Consider the following 18,819-nt stretch of genomic DNA (forward strand, 5'->3'; position numbering starts at 1 on the left):
TAGATGTTGTGTAATTTTGCTAGCCAGATAATAAAAAACACTAAGATACAAAGTCATGTTTAAATCATTAGATCTTAACGAAAACGAGAAACAAAACACAGAGCCTACAGGCGATGCTGAAAGAGTGAAATGCCTGATTATTGGTTCGGGACCGGCTGGGTACACAGCTGCCGTTTATGCGGCCCGCGCAAATTTAAATCCGGTGATGTATGAAGGTCTTCAGCCGGGAGGTCAGTTAACCACAACAACCGAGGTTGAAAACTATCCGGGTTATCCCGAAGGAGTAACCGGCCCGGTCATGATGGAAGACTTTAAAAAGCAAGCTGAACGTTTTGGAACTGATGTTCGCTTTGGCTACGCTACCAAAGTTGACTTCTCCGGCGATATTCACAAAGTCTGGATTGATGGTAAAAAATTGATCGAAGCTGAAGCTGTGATATTAGCAACCGGAGCAACTGCTAAATACCTGGGACTGGAAGATGAACAAAAATATGCCGGTGGAGGCGTTTCTGCCTGTGCCACATGCGATGGATTCTTCTACCGAGGAAAAGATGTAGCTGTTGTTGGAGGTGGTGACACTGCGGCCGAAGAAGCGCTTTACCTAGCCGGGCTAGCTAAAAAAGTATATTTGGTTGTACGTCGCGATGTGCTAAGAGCATCGAGAGTGATGGCTGATCGCGTGAAAAAAACACCAAACATTGAAATTCTTTGGAAACACCAAACCAAAGGGCTAACTGGTGATGGAGTGGTTGAAGGAGCAATTTTAGTAAAGAACCAAGGTGAGCCTAACGAAGAAGAAGTTAAAATTAAAATTGATGGATTCTTTCTGGCTATCGGCCACAAGCCTAATTCAGATTTTGTAAAAGACTTTCTTGAAACCGATGAAGTTGGCTATATCAAAACTGAAGCAGGGACATCAAAAACCAACGTTCCCGGGGTGTTTGCCTGTGGCGATGTCATGGACTCCATTTATCGGCAAGCAGTAACTGCTGCCGGGTCTGGCTGTAAAGCTGCAATGGATACAGAAAGATACCTGTCTGAAAAACACGCATAGTACTGAAGTACCTATTTAGATGCAAAAATAGCCGGTTGAAAATATCAACCGGCTATTTTTACATGTATAGTCTTAAGTTTGTATTTCTAAGCCATATCAGGTACTTCCGTACCTTGATATTCTCCAGCCTCAAGTTTATCTCTCACTTCTTTAAATGCCTTAATAGTCATGTCAACATCTTCCAACGTATGCATCGCAGTAGGAATCAAACGGAGAATAATTTCACCCTTCGGAATGACAGGATAAACAACTACCGAGCAGAAAATACCGTAATTTTCGCGTAAATCCATAACAACTTTAGTTGCCTCTACTACCCCACCCTTCATATAAACAGGAGTTACCGGCGAGTTCGTACGCCCTAAGTCAAATCCAGCTTCTTTCAAGCCTGATTGGAGACCATTAACAACAGTCCATAATTGCTCGCGTAGTTCTGGTTTTGTTCTTAGCAACTCCAAACGCTTCATTGAACCAACCACAATCGGCATTGGCAATGATTTTGCAAACGTTTGAGAACGCATATTATAACGTAGGTAGTTACAGATATCTTTTTCGCAAGCGATAAATGCGCCAATTCCGGCCATCGCTTTTGCAAAAGTACAGAAATGAAGATCAACCTGATCTTGTACTCCAAAGTGTTCGGGTGCTCCGGCTCCTGTTGGTCCCATTACTCCGAACCCGTGAGCATCATCAACCAACAAGCGGAAGTTGAACTCCTTTTTCAAAGCGACAATCTCATCCAACTTGCCTAAGTCTCCTGACATACCAAAAACACCTTCAGTAATAACTAAAATACCACCACCCTGTTTTTCAGCAAGCTTTGTAGCACGGGTTAACTGCACTTTTAGGCTTTCAATATTATTATGCGGATAGACATAGCGTTTACCCATATGTAGACGTACTCCATCCAAAATACAAGCATGTGCTTCGCTATCGTAGACGACTACATCGTTACGACCGCAAACAGCATCGATAATTGACACCATGCCCTGATAACCAAAATTCAAAAGAAAGGAATCTGGCTTTCCAACATAAGCTGCAAGTTGCTTCTCCAATTCTTCATGCTGACTGGTTTGCCCCGACATCATCCGGGCACCCATCGGATAGGCTAATCCCCACTCTTTGGAAGCTTCGGCATCTACCCTGCGAATCTCAGGATGGTTGGCTAATCCAATATAATTATTTAAACTCCAGGTTAAAACTTCTTTTCCCCTGAAATTCATTCTGGCACTGATTTCACCCTCTAACTTTGGGAACGCAAAATAGCCATGGGCTTTTGCCATGTGCTTGCCTATGTCACCTTTATTTGATCGAAATTTTTCAAAAATATCCACTTCAAAAAGCTTTAAAAATTAACTCTGCAAATGTAATTTTTTTTAATAAGTCTACAAATTTGTTAATTTATATTAAACCAAGTCGCTACTTAAGTAATTCTTGCGTAATTTGCCGCTGGTTTTTAATGAAAAATGTATCTTTGCGCCATGTTTATAAAAATGAAGAATTTTTCCCTTTTTGCATTGTTTGTTATTCTTATTGCGACTTCGTGTAGCGATTACAATAAAGTACTAAAAAGTACCGACTACGAGTTCAAATACAAAAAGGCTCTTGAATACTATGAAGACGAGGAATTTGTTCGTGCTTCACAACTTTTAAATGAGCTGGTCAATATCTACCGTGGTACCAGTCGTGCTGACGAGATGTATTACTATTACGCCAAAAGTCATTTCGAAATGCGGGACTACTTAATGGCGGGACATTGGTTTCGAACCTTAGTTAAAGATTTTCCGAGGAGTAAGTATGCCGAAGAAGCTCAATTTATGATTGGATACTGCTTTTATATGGATTCTCCCAAGCCACGGCTTGATCAACAGGTATCACAAAAAGCAATTGATGCGTTGCAACTCTATGTCAATCTTTACCCTAACAGCGACCGTATTGAAGAGGCTAATCGGTTGATTATTGAACTTCGGGACAAATTGGTTTACAAGTCATTTTTAAGCGGAAAATTATATTATGATTTGGAAAATTATAAAGCTGCTGTTGTTGCTTTAACCAATTCGCTTAAAGATTTTCCGGACACCAAGTACCGGGAAGAGCTAATGTTTATGCTTTTGAGAGCAAAGTACCTTTTGGCAGTCAATAGTATAGAAGAAAAAAAAGAGCAACGTTTAAGCGAAGCTTTGGATGAATATTTTACCTTTGTCGATGAATTTCCGGAAAGTAAAGACCGGAAAGATGCTGATAAGTTCTACAAAGAGGTAGCAAAATTACTGAATTATAACGAAGAGGCTAATTTATAAATAGATATGGATTATAAGAAAATCAAAGCAGAGAACTCAACAGTTCCAAGAGATTTAAACGATTTAGAAGACCAAACCGGAAACGTATACGAAACCGTAATGATTCTGGCTAAACGATCAAACCAGATCGCTTCAGAAATGAAAGAAGAATTGAACCAAAAGCTTCAGGAATTTGCATCTTACTCTGATAATTTGGAGGAAGTATTTGAAAACCGTGAGCAAATTGAGATCTCGAAGTATTACGAACGTTTGCCAAAGCCTACTTTAATTGCTTTTGAAGAATTAAAACAAGCTCAAATTTATCATCGTAATCCTGCGAAAGAAAACCGCAAAGGACTTTAAAAAAGGAACAGCCTTCATGAGGCTAAAAAACAAACATATCATATTAGGGATAACCGGAAGTATAGCTGCCTACAAGGCAGCTTATCTTTTAAGGGGCCTAGTGAAAGAAGGTGCCGAGGTTCAGGTTGTGATGACCCCTGCTGCCAAAGAATTCATTACACCGGTCACCATGTCTGCACTTTCGGACAGGCCGGTGGCATCTGAGTTTTTTGCGGCAAATGATGGCACCTGGCATTCGCATGTAGACATGGGGCAGTGGGCTGACTTAATGCTCGTAGCGCCCGTTACAGCGGCAACGCTTGGTAAAATGGCGCATGGAATTGCCGACAACCTATTGGTAACGACATACATGTCGGCCAAGTGCCCGGTTTATCTGGCACCCGCCATGGATTTGGATATGTTTAAACATCCTTCGACTTTAAAAAACCTGGAAATCCTTCAATCGTATGGTGATGTGATTCTTGAACCGGGAGAAGGAGAACTGGCCAGTGGCTTGCACGGAAAAGGCCGAATGCAGGAACCGGAACAGTTGGTTGAAGAAGTTGTCGCTTTCTTCAACTCAAAAAAAAAACTTCTGAATAAAAAGGTGCTGGTAACTGCCGGACCTACCTACGAAAAAATTGATCCTGTTCGTTTTATTGGGAATTATTCATCGGGCAAAATGGGCTTTGCTCTGGCAGAAGAATTGGCGAACCAGGGTGCTGAGGTTACCTTAGTAGCCGGTCCTGTTGATTTAGAAACTTCCAATTTCAACATTCATCGAATTGATGTAGAGTCTGCCCAGGAAATGCACGCCGCTTGCCTAAATTATTTCCCCGAAATGGATGCTGCCATCATGTGCGCCGCAGTAGCCGATTACCGGCCCAAAGCTATTGCCGATAAAAAGATTAAACGCAAAGCTGACGAGATGAACATTGAGCTTGAAGCGACTACCGACATTGCTGCAGCTCTTGGAAAGCTGAAAACAGATAATCAGATGTTGGTTGGTTTTGCTTTGGAAACAAACGATGAAGAGAAAAATGCTGTGAGCAAAATGGCAAAGAAAAATTTGGACTTCATAGTGCTAAATAGCTTACAAGATCAAGGAGCCGGCTTCGGTGTTGACACCAATAAAATTACGATCCTGTCGAAAGACAATAATGCTCAGGAATTTGAGTTAAAACAAAAGAAGGAAGTAGCAGCCGACATTGTGGAAAAGCTTTCGCAGGAATTGCAAAAGCTGTAATACTTCCGCAGAATTTAATTATTTTTACTCCTTAGGTATTTTTTAGTTATGAAGAAAATCAGCTTTATATTTCTATTTGTTTTACTGATCGTTACGTCATCCTTGGCTCAAGAACTTCGTTGTAACATTAGTGTTTCGGCACAACAAATAAAGGGAGCAAACCAAAATGCGTTTCGAACCATGCAAGCCGACTTGTATGAGTTCATGAACAATACAAAATGGACCGATCATGTTTATTCGATGGACGAGCGGATTGAATGTAGCATCTACATCCGTCTAACCGAGCAGGTTTCATCCAACGAATTTAAGGGTAGTATTCAGGTTCAGTTACGTCGCCCGATTTTCAACTCGGACTACGAAAGTCCACTGCTCAACATTAAAGACAATAATTTTCATGTTGAATACGTGGAATTTCAGAATATGGAATTTAATGAAACTTCGAATCGTGATAACCTGACTAATATTATGGCCTACTACGCCTATATTATTCTAGGGATGGACTATGATTCGTATTCGCCGAATGGAGGCACCGAGTATTTCCAAAAAGCACAGCAAATTGTAAACAACGTACAAAATGTGCGTTATTCGGGATGGAAAGCCTACGAAAGTGAAAGAAACCGCTACTGGCTGATTGAAAACCTGTTGAATAAATCGTACTCATCATTTCGTGATTGCACCTACCAATATCACCGGCAAGGCTTAGATCGAATGTCAGATCAAATTGAAGAAGGAAGAGCCCAAATTGCGGAGTCATTAAAGTCAATTCAAAAAGTCTTCCGGTCACGTCCTTCATTGTACATTTTACAGATTTTTTTCGATGCTAAGTCCGATGAATTGGTAAACGTCTTTTCTAAATCGTATCCCGATGAACGCAACCGGGTTTTGGCGATCCTCAACGAAGTCGATCCATCGAATGGAAGCAAATACGAAAAAATAAAAGAAGCAGCTGAAGAGTTTTAACACTTAAAAACGCCCCCTTGCTACAAACACTTTATATTAAAAATTACGCACTAATCGATAAACTATCGATTGAATTAAACACTGGCTTCAATATTATAACCGGCGAAACCGGCGCCGGCAAATCCATCTTACTGGGAGCGCTGGGCTTAATTCTTGGCCAACGTGCCGATCTTTCGGTATTGCGCGACAAAAATAAGAAGTGTACTGTTGAAGGTAGTTTTGATATCAAAAACTATCAGCTTTCCGATTTTTTTGATCAGCATGAATTAGACTATGATGATCAAACCATTTTGCGACGCGAAATTACGCCTGCCGGAAAATCAAGAGCTTTTATAAATGACACTCCTGTTAACTTAAAAACGATTCGGGAGTTGGCTTTGCAACTTATCGATATCCACTCCCAGCATCAAAACCTGGAATTGGGAAACCGACTTTTTCAATTAAAACTGGTTGATCTGGTAGCCCAAAACAGATCAATCCTGGAAAAATACCAGCAAGCATTTCGATTGTATTCATCGACTAAGTCAACATACAATAAACTTATTGAGCAAGCTGATCAAGCCAGAAAAGACTTGGATTATTTTGAGTTTCAATTCAATCAACTTGATGAAGCGAAGTTAAAACCAGGCGAGCAGGAAGAACTGGAAGCCGAACAAAATCAGTTGGAGCACGCTGAAGAAATCAAGCTCACCTTTGGTCAATTGAATGACGCGTTAGAAGGCGATGAAATTGGATTACTTTCCAACTTAAAAGACCAGGTAAATCGCTTAAATAAACTGAGCGATTTCTTACCGGAGGCCAAAGAGCTTCATCAGCGACTGGAATCGTGCTATCTGGAGATGAAAGATATTTCGGATGAAAGTGCCGGTGTTGCCGAGAAAGTTGAACATGACCCTAGTCGCATTCAACTGGTAAACGACAGACTCGATGCCATTTATTCACTTCAACAAAAATTCAATGTCGCTACCGTTGATGAATTGTTAACTGAGCGTGATGAATTGGATTTGAAAATCAACCAGATTGCTTCGTTCGATGATGAAATTGCAGAACTGGAAAACCAACTGAACGAACAAAAAACTGAACTTAACCAAGTCACTGAGGAGTTGACAACAAGCCGTAAGTCAGTCACTCAGGTTTTTGGTGATTCGGTGGTGGGAATGCTTCAGAAACTTGGTATGACCAATGCTGCCTTTCAGCTAGATTTTGAGCAAACCCCACAACATACGATTACCGGGAAAGATGAAGTCCGATTTTTATTTAGTGCAAATAAAAGTGCTGCTCTTCAGGAGATTTCAAAAATAGCTTCGGGAGGTGAGATGTCTCGATTAATGCTGGCACTGAAAAGCCTGATCACTGATAGCAAATCGTTACCGACCATTGTTTTTGACGAAATTGACACGGGAATATCGGGCGAAATTGCCGTAAAAATGGGCGATATTCTGAAGACCATTTCTACACGCATGCAGGTCATTAATATTACCCACCTCCCGCAAATTGCAGCCAAAGGCGATCATCATTATCAAGTTCATAAATTTGATGAAGGGGACGAAACCTTTACTTCAATAAGAAAATTGACTGATAACGAACGCATTGATGAACTGGCTCAAATGCTTAGTGGCGACCGCAATTCGGATACCGCACGCGAAACTGCACGCGAATTATTGGACTAAAAAAGGCTCCACTATTTATTGTAAGTGAAGCCTTCTCCTATTCTATTTAACGTACCAAATTAATAACGCTGAGCCAGTATCTCCTTAATTTCAGCAGGACCAATATCTCCTTTTTCGCCAAACTTAAATCCTCTTTCTTCAAATCGATTTGAAATTCGGTCAATGGTTTCCTTGGGGACATCGTAATCTGACAGGTTTGTTTTAATACCCACCGATTCGAAAAAAGCAATCGTCTTCGCAATTGTTTGGTTAATTCGCTCATCAACACTTCCGTCAGTTATATTCCAAATACGCTCTCCATACTGTAAAATCTTATCTTGTTTCTCTTTACGACGAATATCCATCATTCCTGGTAAAACAACTGCCAGCGTTCGGGCATGATCAATGCCATGATAAGCCGTTAGCTCATGACCAATCAAGTGTGTTCCCCAATCCTGCGGCACCCCAACTCCAATTAGTCCGTTTAAAGCCAAAGTTGCACTCCACATAAAATTGGCTGCTGCTTCATAGTCCTTTCTATTTGCTAAAACCTTGGGACCTTCTTCTATTAAGGTTATCAGAATACTTTCTGCAAAACGATCCTGAATAGGCGAATTGACGGGAAAAGTCAGGTATTGCTCCATCACATGCACAAAGGCATCAACCACTCCGTTGGCTACTTGCCTATCGGGCAATGAAAAAATCACCTCGGGGTCAAGCACCGAGAATTGTGGCATAACGACCGGTGAGCCAAATGCCAGTTTCTCTTCTGTTTCTGCTCGGGTAACCACTGCATTTCCATTCATTTCAGAACCGGTTGCCGGAAGAGTCAACACGGCTCCAATCGGCAAAGCTTCGGTTACAGTAACTTCATTGCTTTTAGCACAAATATCCCACGAATTATCCCCTTTATAAAGGGCAGCAGCAGCAATAAATTTCGTTCCATCGAGTACCGATCCGCCGCCTACAGCCAACAGATAATCTACATTCTTATCTTTCACAATAGAAACGGCTTTCATCAATGTTTCGTAACGCGGATTTGGTTCAATGCCACCAAATTCAATAACATTCATTTCCTGAGTAGCCGCTTTTACCTGATCGTAAACACCATTTTTAAAAATGCTTCCTCCTCCATAGGTCAGCAAAATAGTTTTGTCTTTCGGAATTTCCTGTTTGATTTTGGCAATCTCCCCTTTTCCAAATATTATTTTAACCGGATTTTTAAAATTGAAATTATACATCTCGTTTTCATTTTTTGGTTTGTATCTCAAAAATACAAAACCTATTACAGAAAGACTGTTAATAAACTTAAAGCTTTGAAAAAAAGAAAATGGATGTTGCTCCCACAAAATACTGGTTCTCAATTATAACTTTTCTATTTTTGCCACATGGAAAATACAGATCTGAAAGAGAAAATTTGTTCGCTAAAAGATGAGGAATTAATAACCTTATTGCAACAGCGCAATGGCTACCGAAAAGAAGCGATTGAAATAGCCATACAAGAAGCGCAGAATCGAAAGATCATTGATTCGGAGGAAGACTTAAAAACTCAACGTTTTCAGCCCGTACCCAAGCCTTCTCGATCGTTTTTTCCTCACCTCTCTAGCGAAAATCAAGTCACAAAAATATTCACCAGCCTGGTACGAATATTATATCTTATTGCTATGATTCCATCTTTTTTTGGCGCCCTAAAAATTATTGAATCTCAAATTCTCGACGGCATATTCCTAATAAGTTCTGCAGCATTGTGGATTGGACTTAGTGTCCTGTTACAAAAGAAACCAAGCATTCAACTTCCTTTCATACTAGCTATTATTTTCAGCATCGTAGTGGCATTTACTTTTTATCGGGAACCCTTTTCCATCTATTTTAAATTATCAGATTGGATTGTTGTTTCCATAGCCATTTCACTGGTTTTATACATACTTGGATACCTCTATGTCCTACAGAATCGTAGAAACAAATCCCGGTAAGCTCATCCTTAAAACTTCATTCACCCGAAAAAAACAGACTTTCATCGAATAAATAATCTCTTCAGTTTCCATTTTAACTAGTTTTGTTCTATCCAAACCGAAACAGAATAAGCGATGAGAACAATTCCGGTCCTTTTACTTCTATTATTGGCAACGTTCAAGTCGCCAACAAAACTGATGGCTTCTCCACAGTGGGACGATGACAACGTTCAAACTTACGACATTGCAAATTTCAACCGTATTGAGATTGAAGGTGGTTATAAAGTAATTTTAAGACAATCTGACCAACCTGCCTTACGCATAAAAGCTGACGAAGAAGATTTTGAGTACATTGATGTTAACAGCAACTACGGAACACTGTCGATCAAACTCAAAGAAAAACATTTCACCTTCGAAAGCATGGTTTTATACATTGAGTTTGTTGAACTGAATGAAATTGAAATTGAAGGAGGAGTAAAGCTTGAAACAAAAGGATATGTTGAGCTGAATGATTTTGCACTGCATGTTGAAGGAGGAGCGAAAATTGAAATGGGTATGAAAGCCAATCATTTTAAAGTTGTTGGCGAAGGTGGAGTTAGTTTTGATTTTCGAGGGGTTACAAAATCAATGGATGCCCGGATTTCCGGAGCCGGAAATTTAGATGCCGATGAATTAAAATCAGAATCAGTCACCATCGAAATTGAAGGGGTTGGTGGAGCATCGGTTTATGCCACCGACTATTTAAAAGCAACAATTGAAGGAGTGGGGAAAATACGATACAAAGGAGATCCGAGAGTTGACAAAAATATTGAAGGCATTGGTTTTGTAAGTCCTGATTAGTCATTAGATTAATTAGTAAATCGGTAAACAGGAGGCGTTGAGCTTCCTGTTTTTTATTGAAATAAACTCTGGAAGTAAGCCTCAACAAAAAAGCGGTATCAATTTTGTTTAGGTTTTTAAATCATTATTACTATTTTTGGGGAACTTCGTTAGAAATAAGTAAGAATTTAACTTTATTTTATTATAAAACTGAAAGAGGATAAAATTATGAAGCGATTTTTTTTAGTAATTGTATTTTGCCTGGGGATGATTGCAGGTTTTGCACAAGATGCGGTTGATGCCGTTCAATTAAAAAATGAAGGCAACGATGCATTAAGGGGAAAAGATTACAAGAAAGCCCTCGAGTTATTTGAGAAGTCATTAGCAAATTGGGGCGAGGAAGAAACAGACAATGCAATGGTGTACAACGCTGGGTATTGTGCCTATAAAACAAAAGAGTACGAAAAAGCAGCCAAATTTTTTGGGCAATCTATTGATAGTAAGTACAAAACGTCTACGGCCTATTTGTATAAGGCCAACTCACTCCTGAAAAGTGGTGATGAAGAAGGTTTTGTTGAAACGCTGGAAACCGGTATTGCTGCAAATCCAAATAGTTCGAAAATGAAAAGCATGCTTTCTAAGTACTATTTAAAAGAAGGAAATGCGTTTTACAAAGAAGGTGCTGCAATCCTAAAACAAGCTGCTACAGATGTTTCCGCCGGAAAATATAAAACAACCGACGATCAGTACGCTGAAGCAACAGCTAAAGCTAAAGCAGAGTTTAAAAAGTCATTACCTTTATTTGATAAAGCGTTGGAATTAACTCCAAACAACGACACTGCAAAACAACTTAAAGCTGCTGCAACGCAAGCCATCAACGGATAATTTTCTTATTCGAATAATGATATTAAGCTGTCTTCGGACAGCTTTTTTTTGCACATTTAAATCGTTCAATTAAAACGTAGTGTGTTAATAAGCAAGCTGTAAGCCATCCAGCAAGTCCACATAAATTTTAAAGCCATCCTCAATTTCGGAAAGTAAGATGTATTCGTCAGGTGTATGAGAACGAGCACTGTCCCCGGGACCTATCTTTATTGAACGAAATGGCATTACCGCCTGATCTGAGGTTGTGGGCGATCCGTAATAAGTCAGTCCTAATTCCAGTCCACGCTTAACAATTGGATGATCCAATTCAGTCCCTGAAGAGTTTAAACGGAACGAACGTGCTTTGACTTCAGATTCAATCAAGGAATCTATAATCTCGAATGCTTCCTGATTTGAATAATACTCATTGGTTCGCACATCCACCACGAAAGAACACTGATCAGGCACGACATTGTGCTGAGTTCCGGCACTGATCTGAGTAATCGACATCTTTACATCACCCAAGACTTCTGAAGATTTCTCAAATTGATAGTTACGCAACAGTTGAATGTCATCCAACGCTTTGTATAGTGCGTTCTCTCCTTCGTTACGGGCAGCATGACCGGTTTGTCCGTGTGCCGTGCCATCTAATACCATCAAGCCTTTTTCGGCAATCGCCATTTGCATTTGAGTTGGCTCTCCAACAATGGCCAGATCAACTTCTCCCAACTCGTCAATCAAGCTCGCCATGCCATTCGGACCTGAAATTTCTTCCTCTGCCGACGCAGCATAAATCAAGTTAAATGGCAAATCAGCCTGTTTATTGAAATGAATAAATACGGCTAATAACGTGACCAATGAAGCACCCGCATCGTTACTTCCCAATCCCCACAAGCAATTATCCTTTAGCTCAGCACCAAACGGATCTTTAGTCCAGCTTTTCCCGGGGCGAACCGTATCCACATGTGAGTTGAGCAAAATAACCGGAAGACCATCCTTCCAGTTTGCATTTTTTGCCCAGGTATTATTTGTCTTGGTTTGAAATGGAATTCCCTTTTCTGCTAACACCTGACGAACCAAATTTGCAGCCGGCTCTTCTTCTTTGCTAAACGATTGGGTTCTGATTAAGGTCTGTAAAAGCTCGATATATTCTTTCATGAATAGGAGTTATCAATTTTTCTTCAGCAAACTGTGTCCTGTAAAAATATGCTTTTTCCCGCAGTTGAAATAATAAAACAAAAAACTTAATGTGATCTAAAAGATTATTTCATACTTTTGTTCGTAATTTAACGAACAAAAATGATTGAGCAAGAAATAATCACTGAAGAACAAAAACTGGCAGCCCGCTATGCTAAAGCGATGGGCCACCCAATAAGAATGTACATTCTTGAATTGCTCACCAAGCAAGCATGCTGCTATAGTGGTGACTTGTCAGAGATTCTTCCAATTGCAAAATCGACACTTTCACAACACCTGAAAGAGCTAAAAGATGCCGGATTGATTCAGGGAGAAATTGAAGCCCCAAAAATTAAATATTGTATTAATCGGGAGAATTGGGAAAAAGCAAGACAACTATTTAAACGCCATTTTAAGATCTAAAAAAATTTAGTTACAATGTTCGTACTTTTACGAACTGACAATAAAAATAAAGAACCATGGAAATCAAAGTATTAGGAACCGGATGTGCGAAGTGCAAAACGGTTGAAAAAACAGCTCATGAGGCTGTTAAGGAAATGGGAGTGCAAGCCAAGGTTGAAAAAGTGGAAGATATGCTTAAAATCATGCAATACGGCGTCATGCGTACTCCTGCATTGGTCATTAACGAAAAAGTTGTTTTAAGCGGCAAAGTGCCTTCAAAAAAAGAAATTATCGAACTTATCACCAAAAACCAATAATCATGAAAACTGTATTCTTAAGCCTTTTATTAATGTTGGGAGTAAGCTGTTTTGCACAAACAGAAAGTTCTGCCGAGAAACAAGTAGATACGAAAATCGAAGCGTTTTATTTCCACAATACGCGCCGTTGCGAAACCTGCAAAGCTGTTGAAAATGTTTCTTCGGAAGCACTAAAGACCATGCAAATCCAACTCAAGTCACTCAATATTGACGAGGATAAAAATATGGCTATTGCAGAAAAGGTTGGAGCTGGCGGACAGGCTTTGATTATTACTAACGGAAAGAAAAACATCGATCTGACCAACAAAGGATTTATGTATGCCCGAAGCAATCCAGACAAATTGAAAGCTGCGATTGAAAAAGCGGTGAAAGAATTGGACAACGAATAAACATGGAGCTTTTACAAAGCATACTTGAAAATACCAATTATGCCGCATTGTCAGCCTTAATTTTGGGTTTGATGACGGCTATCAGCCCCTGCCCGATGGCCACAAACATAACCGCTATTGGTTTCTTGGGTAAAGATGTTAGCGACAGGAAACGGGTATTTATCAGTGGGTTGGTATACACACTGGGAAGAGCTTTTTCGTACACCAGCCTGGCTTTTATCCTTTTTTTGGGTGCCGATCAACTGAAGTTCTCGAGAATTTTTCAACAATATGGCGAACGCATCTTAGGGCCACTTTTGGTACTGATTGGTTTGGTCATGCTTGGAATAATTAAATTGAACTTCCCGGGATTCAGTAAGCTCAGTCAAAAATTTGAAGCTAAAGAAAAACACAGCTTTTGGGATGTTTTCCTGGTTGGTGTTTTGTTTGCTTTGGCTTTCTGTCCATACAGTGGTGTGCTTTATTTTGGAATGCTGATTCCTATGACAATTCAATCGGCGTCCGGCTTAGTTCTTCCCATAATATTTGCGATTGCAACAGCCCTGCCCGTGATTGTATTTGCCTGGCTAATCGCTTTCGCCATTGCGAAAGTTGGCTCCATATACAATCACCTCAAAGTAATTGAAATTTGGTTCCGCCGAATCGTTGCCACCCTTTTTATTGGTGTCGGCATTTATTACATCATCATTATCTGGTTTTCATGAAAAACAAAAAAACATACCTCTTACTTCTCGGCCTCCCGATTTGGATATTGATATACGTAAATATGCAATGGTTTGCTGACCTGATTACTTATGACGTTTTTCATATGAATCCGGAAGCTCATTTGACACAGGCAGTCAACTTTTTCTTGTTCGAAGTACCCAAGGTGATCCTGCTGTTGATATTGATCATTTTTATTATCGGCATCATCCGAAGCTACTTTTCGGCCGAGAAAACACGAAAGGTACTGGAAGGGAAATCGCTATTCACGGGCAATATAATGGCTTCTCTGTTAGGAATTGTTACGCCGTTTTGTTCCTGTTCGGCAATTCCGCTATTCCTGGGTTTTGTTGAAGCGGGAATACCAATTGGAGTTACTTTTTCATTTCTGATTGCGGCTCCGCTGATCAACGAAGTAGCCTTGGTATTGCTCATTGGCCTGTTTGGTTGGAAGGTGGCTGTCATTTATGTTGTCTCAGGCTTGCTAATCGCGATTATGGCGGGGTTCATCATTGAAAAACTTCACCTCCAAAAATATGTGGCTGAGTGGGTTTACAAGGTAAAAGCAACCCAACTGGAGGAAGAAAACGCAAACCTTACTTTTCAACAACGTATTCAAGCGGGTTGGGATTCGGTAAAAGAAATTATTGGCAAAATCTGGATTTACATTTTAGTTGGTATCGCGATTGGTGCAGGAGCACATGGCTTTGTCCCCAACGATTTTCTATCCTCCGCACTTGGCAATCAAAATTGGTATTCCATTCCACTAGCTATCTTGGTTGGGATTCCGCTCTACTCCAATGCGGCTGGTATTATTCCAATTGTAAGTGTGCTAATTGAAAAAGGTGTATCACTAGGCACTGCTCTAGCCTTTATGATGTCCGTAATCGGGCTTTCTCTTCCTGAAGTAATCATTCTGAAAAAAGTACTAAGATGGCAACTGATTGCAGTCTTTGTGCTTGTCGTCGCTTCCGGAATTATACTAATTGGCTTTACGTTCAACTACCTGATATTCACTTAAAATAAAAAAAATCATGGAAAAGAAAACTTGTTCTTGTGATGAACACACACCAAAAACAGTATTTGCATGTTCCGGTGCAGCTGATCTGGGACAAATCTCTGACTTGGTAGCCCGCAAGATGCATCAAAATGGCGACCGACAAATGAAATGCCTGGCTTTTATTGGTGCCGGTATTGAAAACATGATTAACTCGATTAAAGATTCTGAGATGCTGATCATTGATGGATGTCCGCTTGATTGCGGAAAACACACGATGGAAAAAAATAACCTGGATAACTTTACTCACGTGCGACTTACTGATTTTGGCTATGTAAAAGGAGAAACGCCAGCCAACTCACACAACGTAGAAGAAGTTTATTGTAGAATGATAAACAACTAAAAAGAAACGAAAAAAAAAAGAATAGCGGTTCAGTTTCCACCGAACCGCTACTTTGAAATACTACAACAGAAAAATCTAGTTTCTTTCTTTAAATTCGTTCATCCCTCGATCCAAAAAGTCGATAAAATTATCCGGATTCAAATCGTAGGCCTTTGGATCAACCAACAAGTCTCCGTTATTATCTAAAAGCACATAATACGGTTGAGCATTTACACCAAATCGTGTAATTTGAAAATCTGCATATTTTTTACCTAAAGTCTTCTTTACTTTTCCATCGTAAGTTGAAGTCACCCATTCACTTTCGGGTAATTTACTTTTATCGTCTACATACAAAGCAATAATCACAAACTCATTTTTTAGTCTTTCCAACACGCGTGGGTCAGACCAAACATTAGCTTCCATCTCGCGACAGTTTACACAACCATGCCCTGTAAAATCGATGAATACGGGTTTATTTAAAGCCTTTGCACAAGCCATTCCCTGCTCGTAGTCGAAATAACCGTCGAGCCCATGTGGTAAATGTAAAAACTCTGCAAATTTAGGATCTTCACACTGCTCGTTTCCTTCATGAAAACCAATTGTTCCACCCGTAGCACCAACCAATTTAACCTCATCCCGAATAATTTTATGCAAGTCAAAATCGTGGGTTGTTTGTGGGGGCAGGTAACCAGAAATAGCCTTCAATGGTGCTCCAAACATTCCAGGAATTAAATAAACCACAAACGAAAAAGTTATAATTGCCATCATCAGTCGAGGTACCGAAACAAATTTCACATCACTATCGTGCGAAAACTTCAATTTACCTAATAAGTAAAAGCCCATTAAAATGAAAATGACAATCCAAAGAGCCAGATAAACCTCACGATCCAGGATTCCCCAATGATACGTCTGATCGGCAATGCTTAAAAATTTGAGACCAAGTGCCAGCTCCAGAAATCCAAGAACCACCTTCACCGAATTTAACCAACCTCCTGATTTGGGTAAATTGTTTAACCATCCCGGGAATAATGCAAATAAGGTAAATGGCAAAGCAAAAGCTAATGCAAACCCAAACATTCCTACAATGGGTTTCAACACCGCTCCCCCAGCCGACTCAACCAAAATAGCTCCAACAATGGGACCGGTACAAGAAAAGGAAACCAAAACTAAGGTCAGCGCCATGAAAAAAGATCCCAAAAACCCGCCTTTATCGACCTGTTTATCTGACCGATTAACCAACCAACTTGGTAAAGTTATTTCGAACATACCAAAAAAGGAAAAGGCAAAAACAACAAAAATAATGAAGAACAAGGTATTGGGTAACCAGTGAGTACTCAACCAATTGGCTGCATCTGGTCCAAACACTACAGCTACAAGTGTACCGACAATCGTATAGATTGCAATAATCGAGAATCCATAGAAGGCAGCATGTAGTCTGGACTTCAATTTTGATTTTCCACTGTGCATGAAAAATGACACCGTCATCGGTATCATCGGGAAAACGCAGGGAGTTAGAATCGCTGCAAACCCTGCCAAAAGCGAAAAGAAGAAAAACAACCAAAGTGTCTCCGTGGAACCCTCTTTTCCTTTATCGGTTAATATTTTGGTTGTATTCGACTCAACATTTATTTTACTCTCTCCGACCGCCTGCTCTTTTGAATCATTGAACGTAAATGAAAAATCAACTTCTGTTGGAGGCAGGCATGTTTCGTCATCACAACACATAAACTCAACATAGCCGTTTATGGTAACCGGTTCATCTGTCTTCAATTTCACATTTTGGACAAACTCTGCTTGGTGACTAAAGTATCGTAAAACCATCTGAAATGTTTCATCAAACTCTTCAGAGGGTTCTGGTGTTTTCTGCAAATCACCCACAAACGCAAACCGGGTCGTATCCTCATAATTAATTGAAGTTGCGACAGGACCTCCTTCAGGCAGGTAAGTGTCGTACAAATGCCAACTTTCTTCTATCGTTGCTTTAAAAATTAGCTGAACCTGATCTCCATCTTGTTTTGAATCGAAAGACCATTTTACAGGTTCCAGTATCTGACCAAATGATGTGAAGGAGATAATTAAAAAGGTGATGATTAAAATAGGTTGCTTCATTGCGTTTGAATTTGTATTTATTTGTTCAACACAAATATAAGCATGCGAATTGGGAAATGACTTACTATTTACGGCTTCAACCCGGAGGCAATTGGTTTGAAATAGGGACTAGACCCCCAAGAACATTAGCTTTGCGAGTCGCTATAGAGTTTAATAGCCTCTTTGCGATTAGCAACATTTAACCTGCGGTATAAGCTATTAATATGGGTTTTTACCGTGCTCAATTCAATAAACAGTTCACTTGCAATTTCTTTATTACTTTTTCCTGTTGCCAACCGTTCCCAAATTTTAAATTCCTTGTCGGTAAGTAAAGAGCGATAATCAACCACTTCCTTTTTATTAAGAGATCGACGTATTCTAAAAATCCACCATACCAACAACAGGATCACCAATCCCTCACCTGCGATAATCCAGTCGCGCCAAGGCTTTGTAATTCGTGGAATTTCGCAAACCAGATCACGGTAACCAACCAGGTTTGTTAGCATATCGTCATAAGCGTAAGTATAAATATGCGATGGAAAATCCAATTTCAACCGATCCTGAAAATGGAAGTAAAACTGGCTGTTTCTCAAAAAGTCCGTTTTGGGATCAATAATATGGTATATCGCAAACAAAGCAACCATAGAATTTTCACAGCTATCTACAAAATTCCGAATATACCTGTTAAGACTTTGTGATTGAAAATCGCGCTTTGCAATGGTGTTTATAGAATTCAGGCGTTTCTGTTTCTCAAAATAGCTCTTCTCAAACTGACTGATTTTGGAGTTTATCTTTGGTCCTCTTACAACTAAAGAATCAAAAACAGATTTATTGTCAGAACTCTCTATCTCTATTATTGACGAATTGCTCAATAACAAGTGTGCAAAATTACGCACCGAGCCGGCAATAAACTCAACGGCAAAAAGATTATTCCGAACGACGTAAATACGATAAAACCGGGGTTCTTCAGGCAAATCATTTCCGGTCAACAAAAACTGGCCATCGGCGTCAATCAATGCCTCATTAATAATAAACTCGGGTGAAGCGACAAACAAGTTTTCCGGCGCATTGATTGACGCCAGGTAAACCCGAGGCTGCCAATCATCTGACAGATTCAGTTTTCCTGAAATTTCGTATGCTCCAGCAAACGATGAGAAAAATAAAAACAGAACTGTGTATAAATATCTCAACATAGAATGACCCA

At 39.9% G+C, this 18,819-nt stretch carries 20 protein-coding genes; 15 read left to right on the forward strand and 5 right to left on the reverse strand.

Annotation, left to right across the window (positions count from 1 at the left end):
* Positions 1-55: 55 nt before the first annotated feature.
* Positions 56-1,054, forward strand: a complete 999-nt coding sequence (gene trxB, locus GR929_RS16390) for a thioredoxin-disulfide reductase (RefSeq protein ID WP_159521767.1) — start codon at positions 56-58, stop codon at positions 1,052-1,054.
* Between the two features lie 86 nt (positions 1,055-1,140).
* Here the strand turns inward: trxB and GR929_RS16395 are convergent, their stop codons facing one another.
* Entirely contained in the window at positions 1,141-2,334 is a 1,194-nt protein-coding gene (locus GR929_RS16395; RefSeq protein ID WP_235934421.1) for an aminotransferase class I/II-fold pyridoxal phosphate-dependent enzyme, read from the reverse strand.
* A gap of 210 nt (positions 2,335-2,544) precedes the next feature.
* On the opposite strand from GR929_RS16395, the gene GR929_RS16400 reads away from it, so the two are divergent.
* The 5 genes from GR929_RS16400 to recN are packed head-to-tail and all read left to right on the forward strand — an operon-like array spanning position 2,545 to position 7,548.
* Positions 2,545-3,351 carry an outer membrane protein assembly factor BamD gene (locus GR929_RS16400; RefSeq protein WP_159521771.1) on the forward strand — a complete coding sequence of 269 codons (807 nt, stop codon included), beginning with the start codon at positions 2,545-2,547 and terminating at the stop codon, positions 3,349-3,351.
* Between the two features lie 6 nt (positions 3,352-3,357).
* On the forward strand, positions 3,358-3,693 hold the full coding sequence (locus GR929_RS16405) for a DNA-directed RNA polymerase subunit omega (protein ID WP_159521773.1): 336 nt from the start codon (positions 3,358-3,360) through the stop codon (positions 3,691-3,693).
* Positions 3,694-3,709: 16 nt separating this feature from the next.
* Positions 3,710-4,918: a bifunctional phosphopantothenoylcysteine decarboxylase/phosphopantothenate--cysteine ligase CoaBC gene (gene coaBC / locus GR929_RS16410; protein ID WP_159521775.1), complete on the forward strand. Its 1,209-nt coding sequence runs from the start codon at positions 3,710-3,712 to the stop codon at positions 4,916-4,918.
* Between the two features lie 48 nt (positions 4,919-4,966).
* Positions 4,967-5,878, forward strand: coding sequence for a type IX secretion system protein PorD (gene porD / locus GR929_RS16415; protein ID WP_159521777.1), 912 nt, complete (start codon positions 4,967-4,969; stop codon positions 5,876-5,878).
* A gap of 17 nt (positions 5,879-5,895) precedes the next feature.
* Positions 5,896-7,548: a DNA repair protein RecN gene (gene recN, locus GR929_RS16420; protein WP_159521779.1), complete on the forward strand. Its 1,653-nt coding sequence runs from the start codon at positions 5,896-5,898 to the stop codon at positions 7,546-7,548.
* A 59-nt stretch (positions 7,549-7,607) separates the two neighbouring features.
* Here recN and GR929_RS16425 read toward each other — a convergent pair whose 3' ends face one another.
* Positions 7,608-8,768 (reverse strand): iron-containing alcohol dehydrogenase, encoded by a 1,161-nt coding sequence (locus GR929_RS16425; RefSeq protein WP_159521781.1) that lies wholly within the window; start codon positions 8,766-8,768, stop codon positions 7,608-7,610.
* 147 nt (positions 8,769-8,915) lie between these two features.
* Here GR929_RS16425 and GR929_RS16430 point away from each other — a divergent pair, with 147 nt between their 5' ends.
* The 3 genes from GR929_RS16430 to GR929_RS16440 all read left to right on the forward strand — a co-directional run bounded on the left by GR929_RS16430 (position 8,916) and on the right by GR929_RS16440 (position 11,183).
* Positions 8,916-9,500: a hypothetical protein gene (locus GR929_RS16430; protein WP_159521782.1), complete on the forward strand. Its 585-nt coding sequence runs from the start codon at positions 8,916-8,918 to the stop codon at positions 9,498-9,500.
* A 114-nt stretch (positions 9,501-9,614) separates the two neighbouring features.
* Positions 9,615-10,319, forward strand: coding sequence for a head GIN domain-containing protein (locus GR929_RS16435; RefSeq protein ID WP_159521784.1), 705 nt, complete (start codon positions 9,615-9,617; stop codon positions 10,317-10,319).
* 207 nt (positions 10,320-10,526) lie between these two features.
* Entirely contained in the window at positions 10,527-11,183 is a 657-nt protein-coding gene (locus tag GR929_RS16440) for a tetratricopeptide repeat protein (RefSeq protein ID WP_159521786.1), read from the forward strand.
* A gap of 84 nt (positions 11,184-11,267) precedes the next feature.
* Here the strand turns inward: GR929_RS16440 and GR929_RS16445 are convergent, their stop codons facing one another.
* Positions 11,268-12,320, reverse strand: coding sequence for a M20 family metallo-hydrolase (locus GR929_RS16445; RefSeq protein ID WP_159521788.1), 1,053 nt, complete (start codon positions 12,318-12,320; stop codon positions 11,268-11,270).
* 141 nt (positions 12,321-12,461) lie between these two features.
* Here GR929_RS16445 and GR929_RS16450 point away from each other — a divergent pair, with 141 nt between their 5' ends.
* From GR929_RS16450 to GR929_RS16475, 6 genes are all read left to right on the forward strand, one after another.
* A complete protein-coding gene (locus GR929_RS16450) occupies positions 12,462-12,761 on the forward strand; it encodes an ArsR/SmtB family transcription factor (RefSeq protein WP_159521790.1) in 300 nt (99 codons plus the stop codon).
* A 56-nt stretch (positions 12,762-12,817) separates the two neighbouring features.
* Positions 12,818-13,057, forward strand: coding sequence for a thioredoxin family protein (locus GR929_RS16455; RefSeq protein WP_159521792.1), 240 nt, complete (start codon positions 12,818-12,820; stop codon positions 13,055-13,057).
* A 2-nt stretch (positions 13,058-13,059) separates the two neighbouring features.
* Complete coding sequence (locus GR929_RS16460; RefSeq protein ID WP_159521794.1) at positions 13,060-13,446, forward strand: nitrophenyl compound nitroreductase subunit ArsF family protein; 387 nt, start codon at positions 13,060-13,062, stop codon at positions 13,444-13,446.
* Between the two features lie 2 nt (positions 13,447-13,448).
* Positions 13,449-14,150: an aromatic aminobenezylarsenical efflux permease ArsG family transporter gene (locus tag GR929_RS16465; RefSeq protein ID WP_159521796.1), complete on the forward strand. Its 702-nt coding sequence runs from the start codon at positions 13,449-13,451 to the stop codon at positions 14,148-14,150.
* 62 nt (positions 14,151-14,212) lie between these two features.
* The gene (locus GR929_RS16470; RefSeq protein WP_201301041.1) at positions 14,213-15,169 is read left to right on the forward strand and encodes a permease; all 957 of its coding nucleotides are present in this window, start codon (positions 14,213-14,215) and stop codon (positions 15,167-15,169) included.
* Positions 15,170-15,182: 13 nt separating this feature from the next.
* The gene (locus GR929_RS16475) at positions 15,183-15,548 is read left to right on the forward strand and encodes a putative zinc-binding protein (RefSeq protein ID WP_159521800.1); all 366 of its coding nucleotides are present in this window, start codon (positions 15,183-15,185) and stop codon (positions 15,546-15,548) included.
* A gap of 75 nt (positions 15,549-15,623) precedes the next feature.
* Here the strand turns inward: GR929_RS16475 and GR929_RS16480 are convergent, their stop codons facing one another.
* Positions 15,624-17,636: a protein-disulfide reductase DsbD family protein gene (locus GR929_RS16480; protein ID WP_159521802.1), complete on the reverse strand. Its 2,013-nt coding sequence runs from the start codon at positions 17,634-17,636 to the stop codon at positions 15,624-15,626.
* Positions 17,637-17,761: 125 nt separating this feature from the next.
* Positions 17,762-18,808, reverse strand: a complete 1,047-nt coding sequence (locus tag GR929_RS16485) for a response regulator transcription factor (protein ID WP_159521804.1) — start codon at positions 18,806-18,808, stop codon at positions 17,762-17,764.
* Positions 18,809-18,819: the final 11 nt, after the last annotated feature.

Origin of the sequence: Sunxiuqinia indica, from assembly GCF_009847015.1 — a bacterium.
Taxonomy (GTDB): Bacteria; Bacteroidota; Bacteroidia; order Bacteroidales; family Prolixibacteraceae; genus Sunxiuqinia; species Sunxiuqinia indica.

Excerpts from the sequence above, each read along its gene's own strand:
- trxB (WP_159521767.1), top strand. The coding sequence starts at position 56 with ATGTTTAAATCATTAGATCTTAACGAAAACGAGAAACAAAACACAGAG.
- GR929_RS16395 (WP_235934421.1), bottom strand. The coding sequence starts at position 2,334 with ATGGCAAAAGCCCATGGCTATTTTGCGTTCCCAAAGTTAGAGGGTGAA.
- GR929_RS16400 (WP_159521771.1), top strand. The coding sequence starts at position 2,545 with ATGAAGAATTTTTCCCTTTTTGCATTGTTTGTTATTCTTATTGCGACT.
- GR929_RS16405 (WP_159521773.1), top strand. The coding sequence starts at position 3,358 with ATGGATTATAAGAAAATCAAAGCAGAGAACTCAACAGTTCCAAGAGAT.
- coaBC (WP_159521775.1), top strand. The coding sequence starts at position 3,710 with ATGAGGCTAAAAAACAAACATATCATATTAGGGATAACCGGAAGTATA.
- porD (WP_159521777.1), top strand. The coding sequence starts at position 4,967 with ATGAAGAAAATCAGCTTTATATTTCTATTTGTTTTACTGATCGTTACG.
- GR929_RS16425 (WP_159521781.1), bottom strand. The coding sequence starts at position 8,768 with ATGTATAATTTCAATTTTAAAAATCCGGTTAAAATAATATTTGGAAAA.
- GR929_RS16430 (WP_159521782.1), top strand. The coding sequence starts at position 8,916 with ATGGAAAATACAGATCTGAAAGAGAAAATTTGTTCGCTAAAAGATGAG.
- GR929_RS16435 (WP_159521784.1), top strand. The coding sequence starts at position 9,615 with ATGAGAACAATTCCGGTCCTTTTACTTCTATTATTGGCAACGTTCAAG.
- GR929_RS16440 (WP_159521786.1), top strand. The coding sequence starts at position 10,527 with ATGAAGCGATTTTTTTTAGTAATTGTATTTTGCCTGGGGATGATTGCA.
- GR929_RS16445 (WP_159521788.1), bottom strand. The coding sequence starts at position 12,320 with ATGAAAGAATATATCGAGCTTTTACAGACCTTAATCAGAACCCAATCG.
- GR929_RS16450 (WP_159521790.1), top strand. The coding sequence starts at position 12,462 with ATGATTGAGCAAGAAATAATCACTGAAGAACAAAAACTGGCAGCCCGC.
- GR929_RS16455 (WP_159521792.1), top strand. The coding sequence starts at position 12,818 with ATGGAAATCAAAGTATTAGGAACCGGATGTGCGAAGTGCAAAACGGTT.
- GR929_RS16460 (WP_159521794.1), top strand. The coding sequence starts at position 13,060 with ATGAAAACTGTATTCTTAAGCCTTTTATTAATGTTGGGAGTAAGCTGT.
- GR929_RS16465 (WP_159521796.1), top strand. The coding sequence starts at position 13,449 with ATGGAGCTTTTACAAAGCATACTTGAAAATACCAATTATGCCGCATTG.
- GR929_RS16470 (WP_201301041.1), top strand. The coding sequence starts at position 14,213 with ATGCAATGGTTTGCTGACCTGATTACTTATGACGTTTTTCATATGAAT.
- GR929_RS16475 (WP_159521800.1), top strand. The coding sequence starts at position 15,183 with ATGGAAAAGAAAACTTGTTCTTGTGATGAACACACACCAAAAACAGTA.
- GR929_RS16480 (WP_159521802.1), bottom strand. The coding sequence starts at position 17,636 with ATGAAGCAACCTATTTTAATCATCACCTTTTTAATTATCTCCTTCACA.
- GR929_RS16485 (WP_159521804.1), bottom strand. The coding sequence starts at position 18,808 with ATGTTGAGATATTTATACACAGTTCTGTTTTTATTTTTCTCATCGTTT.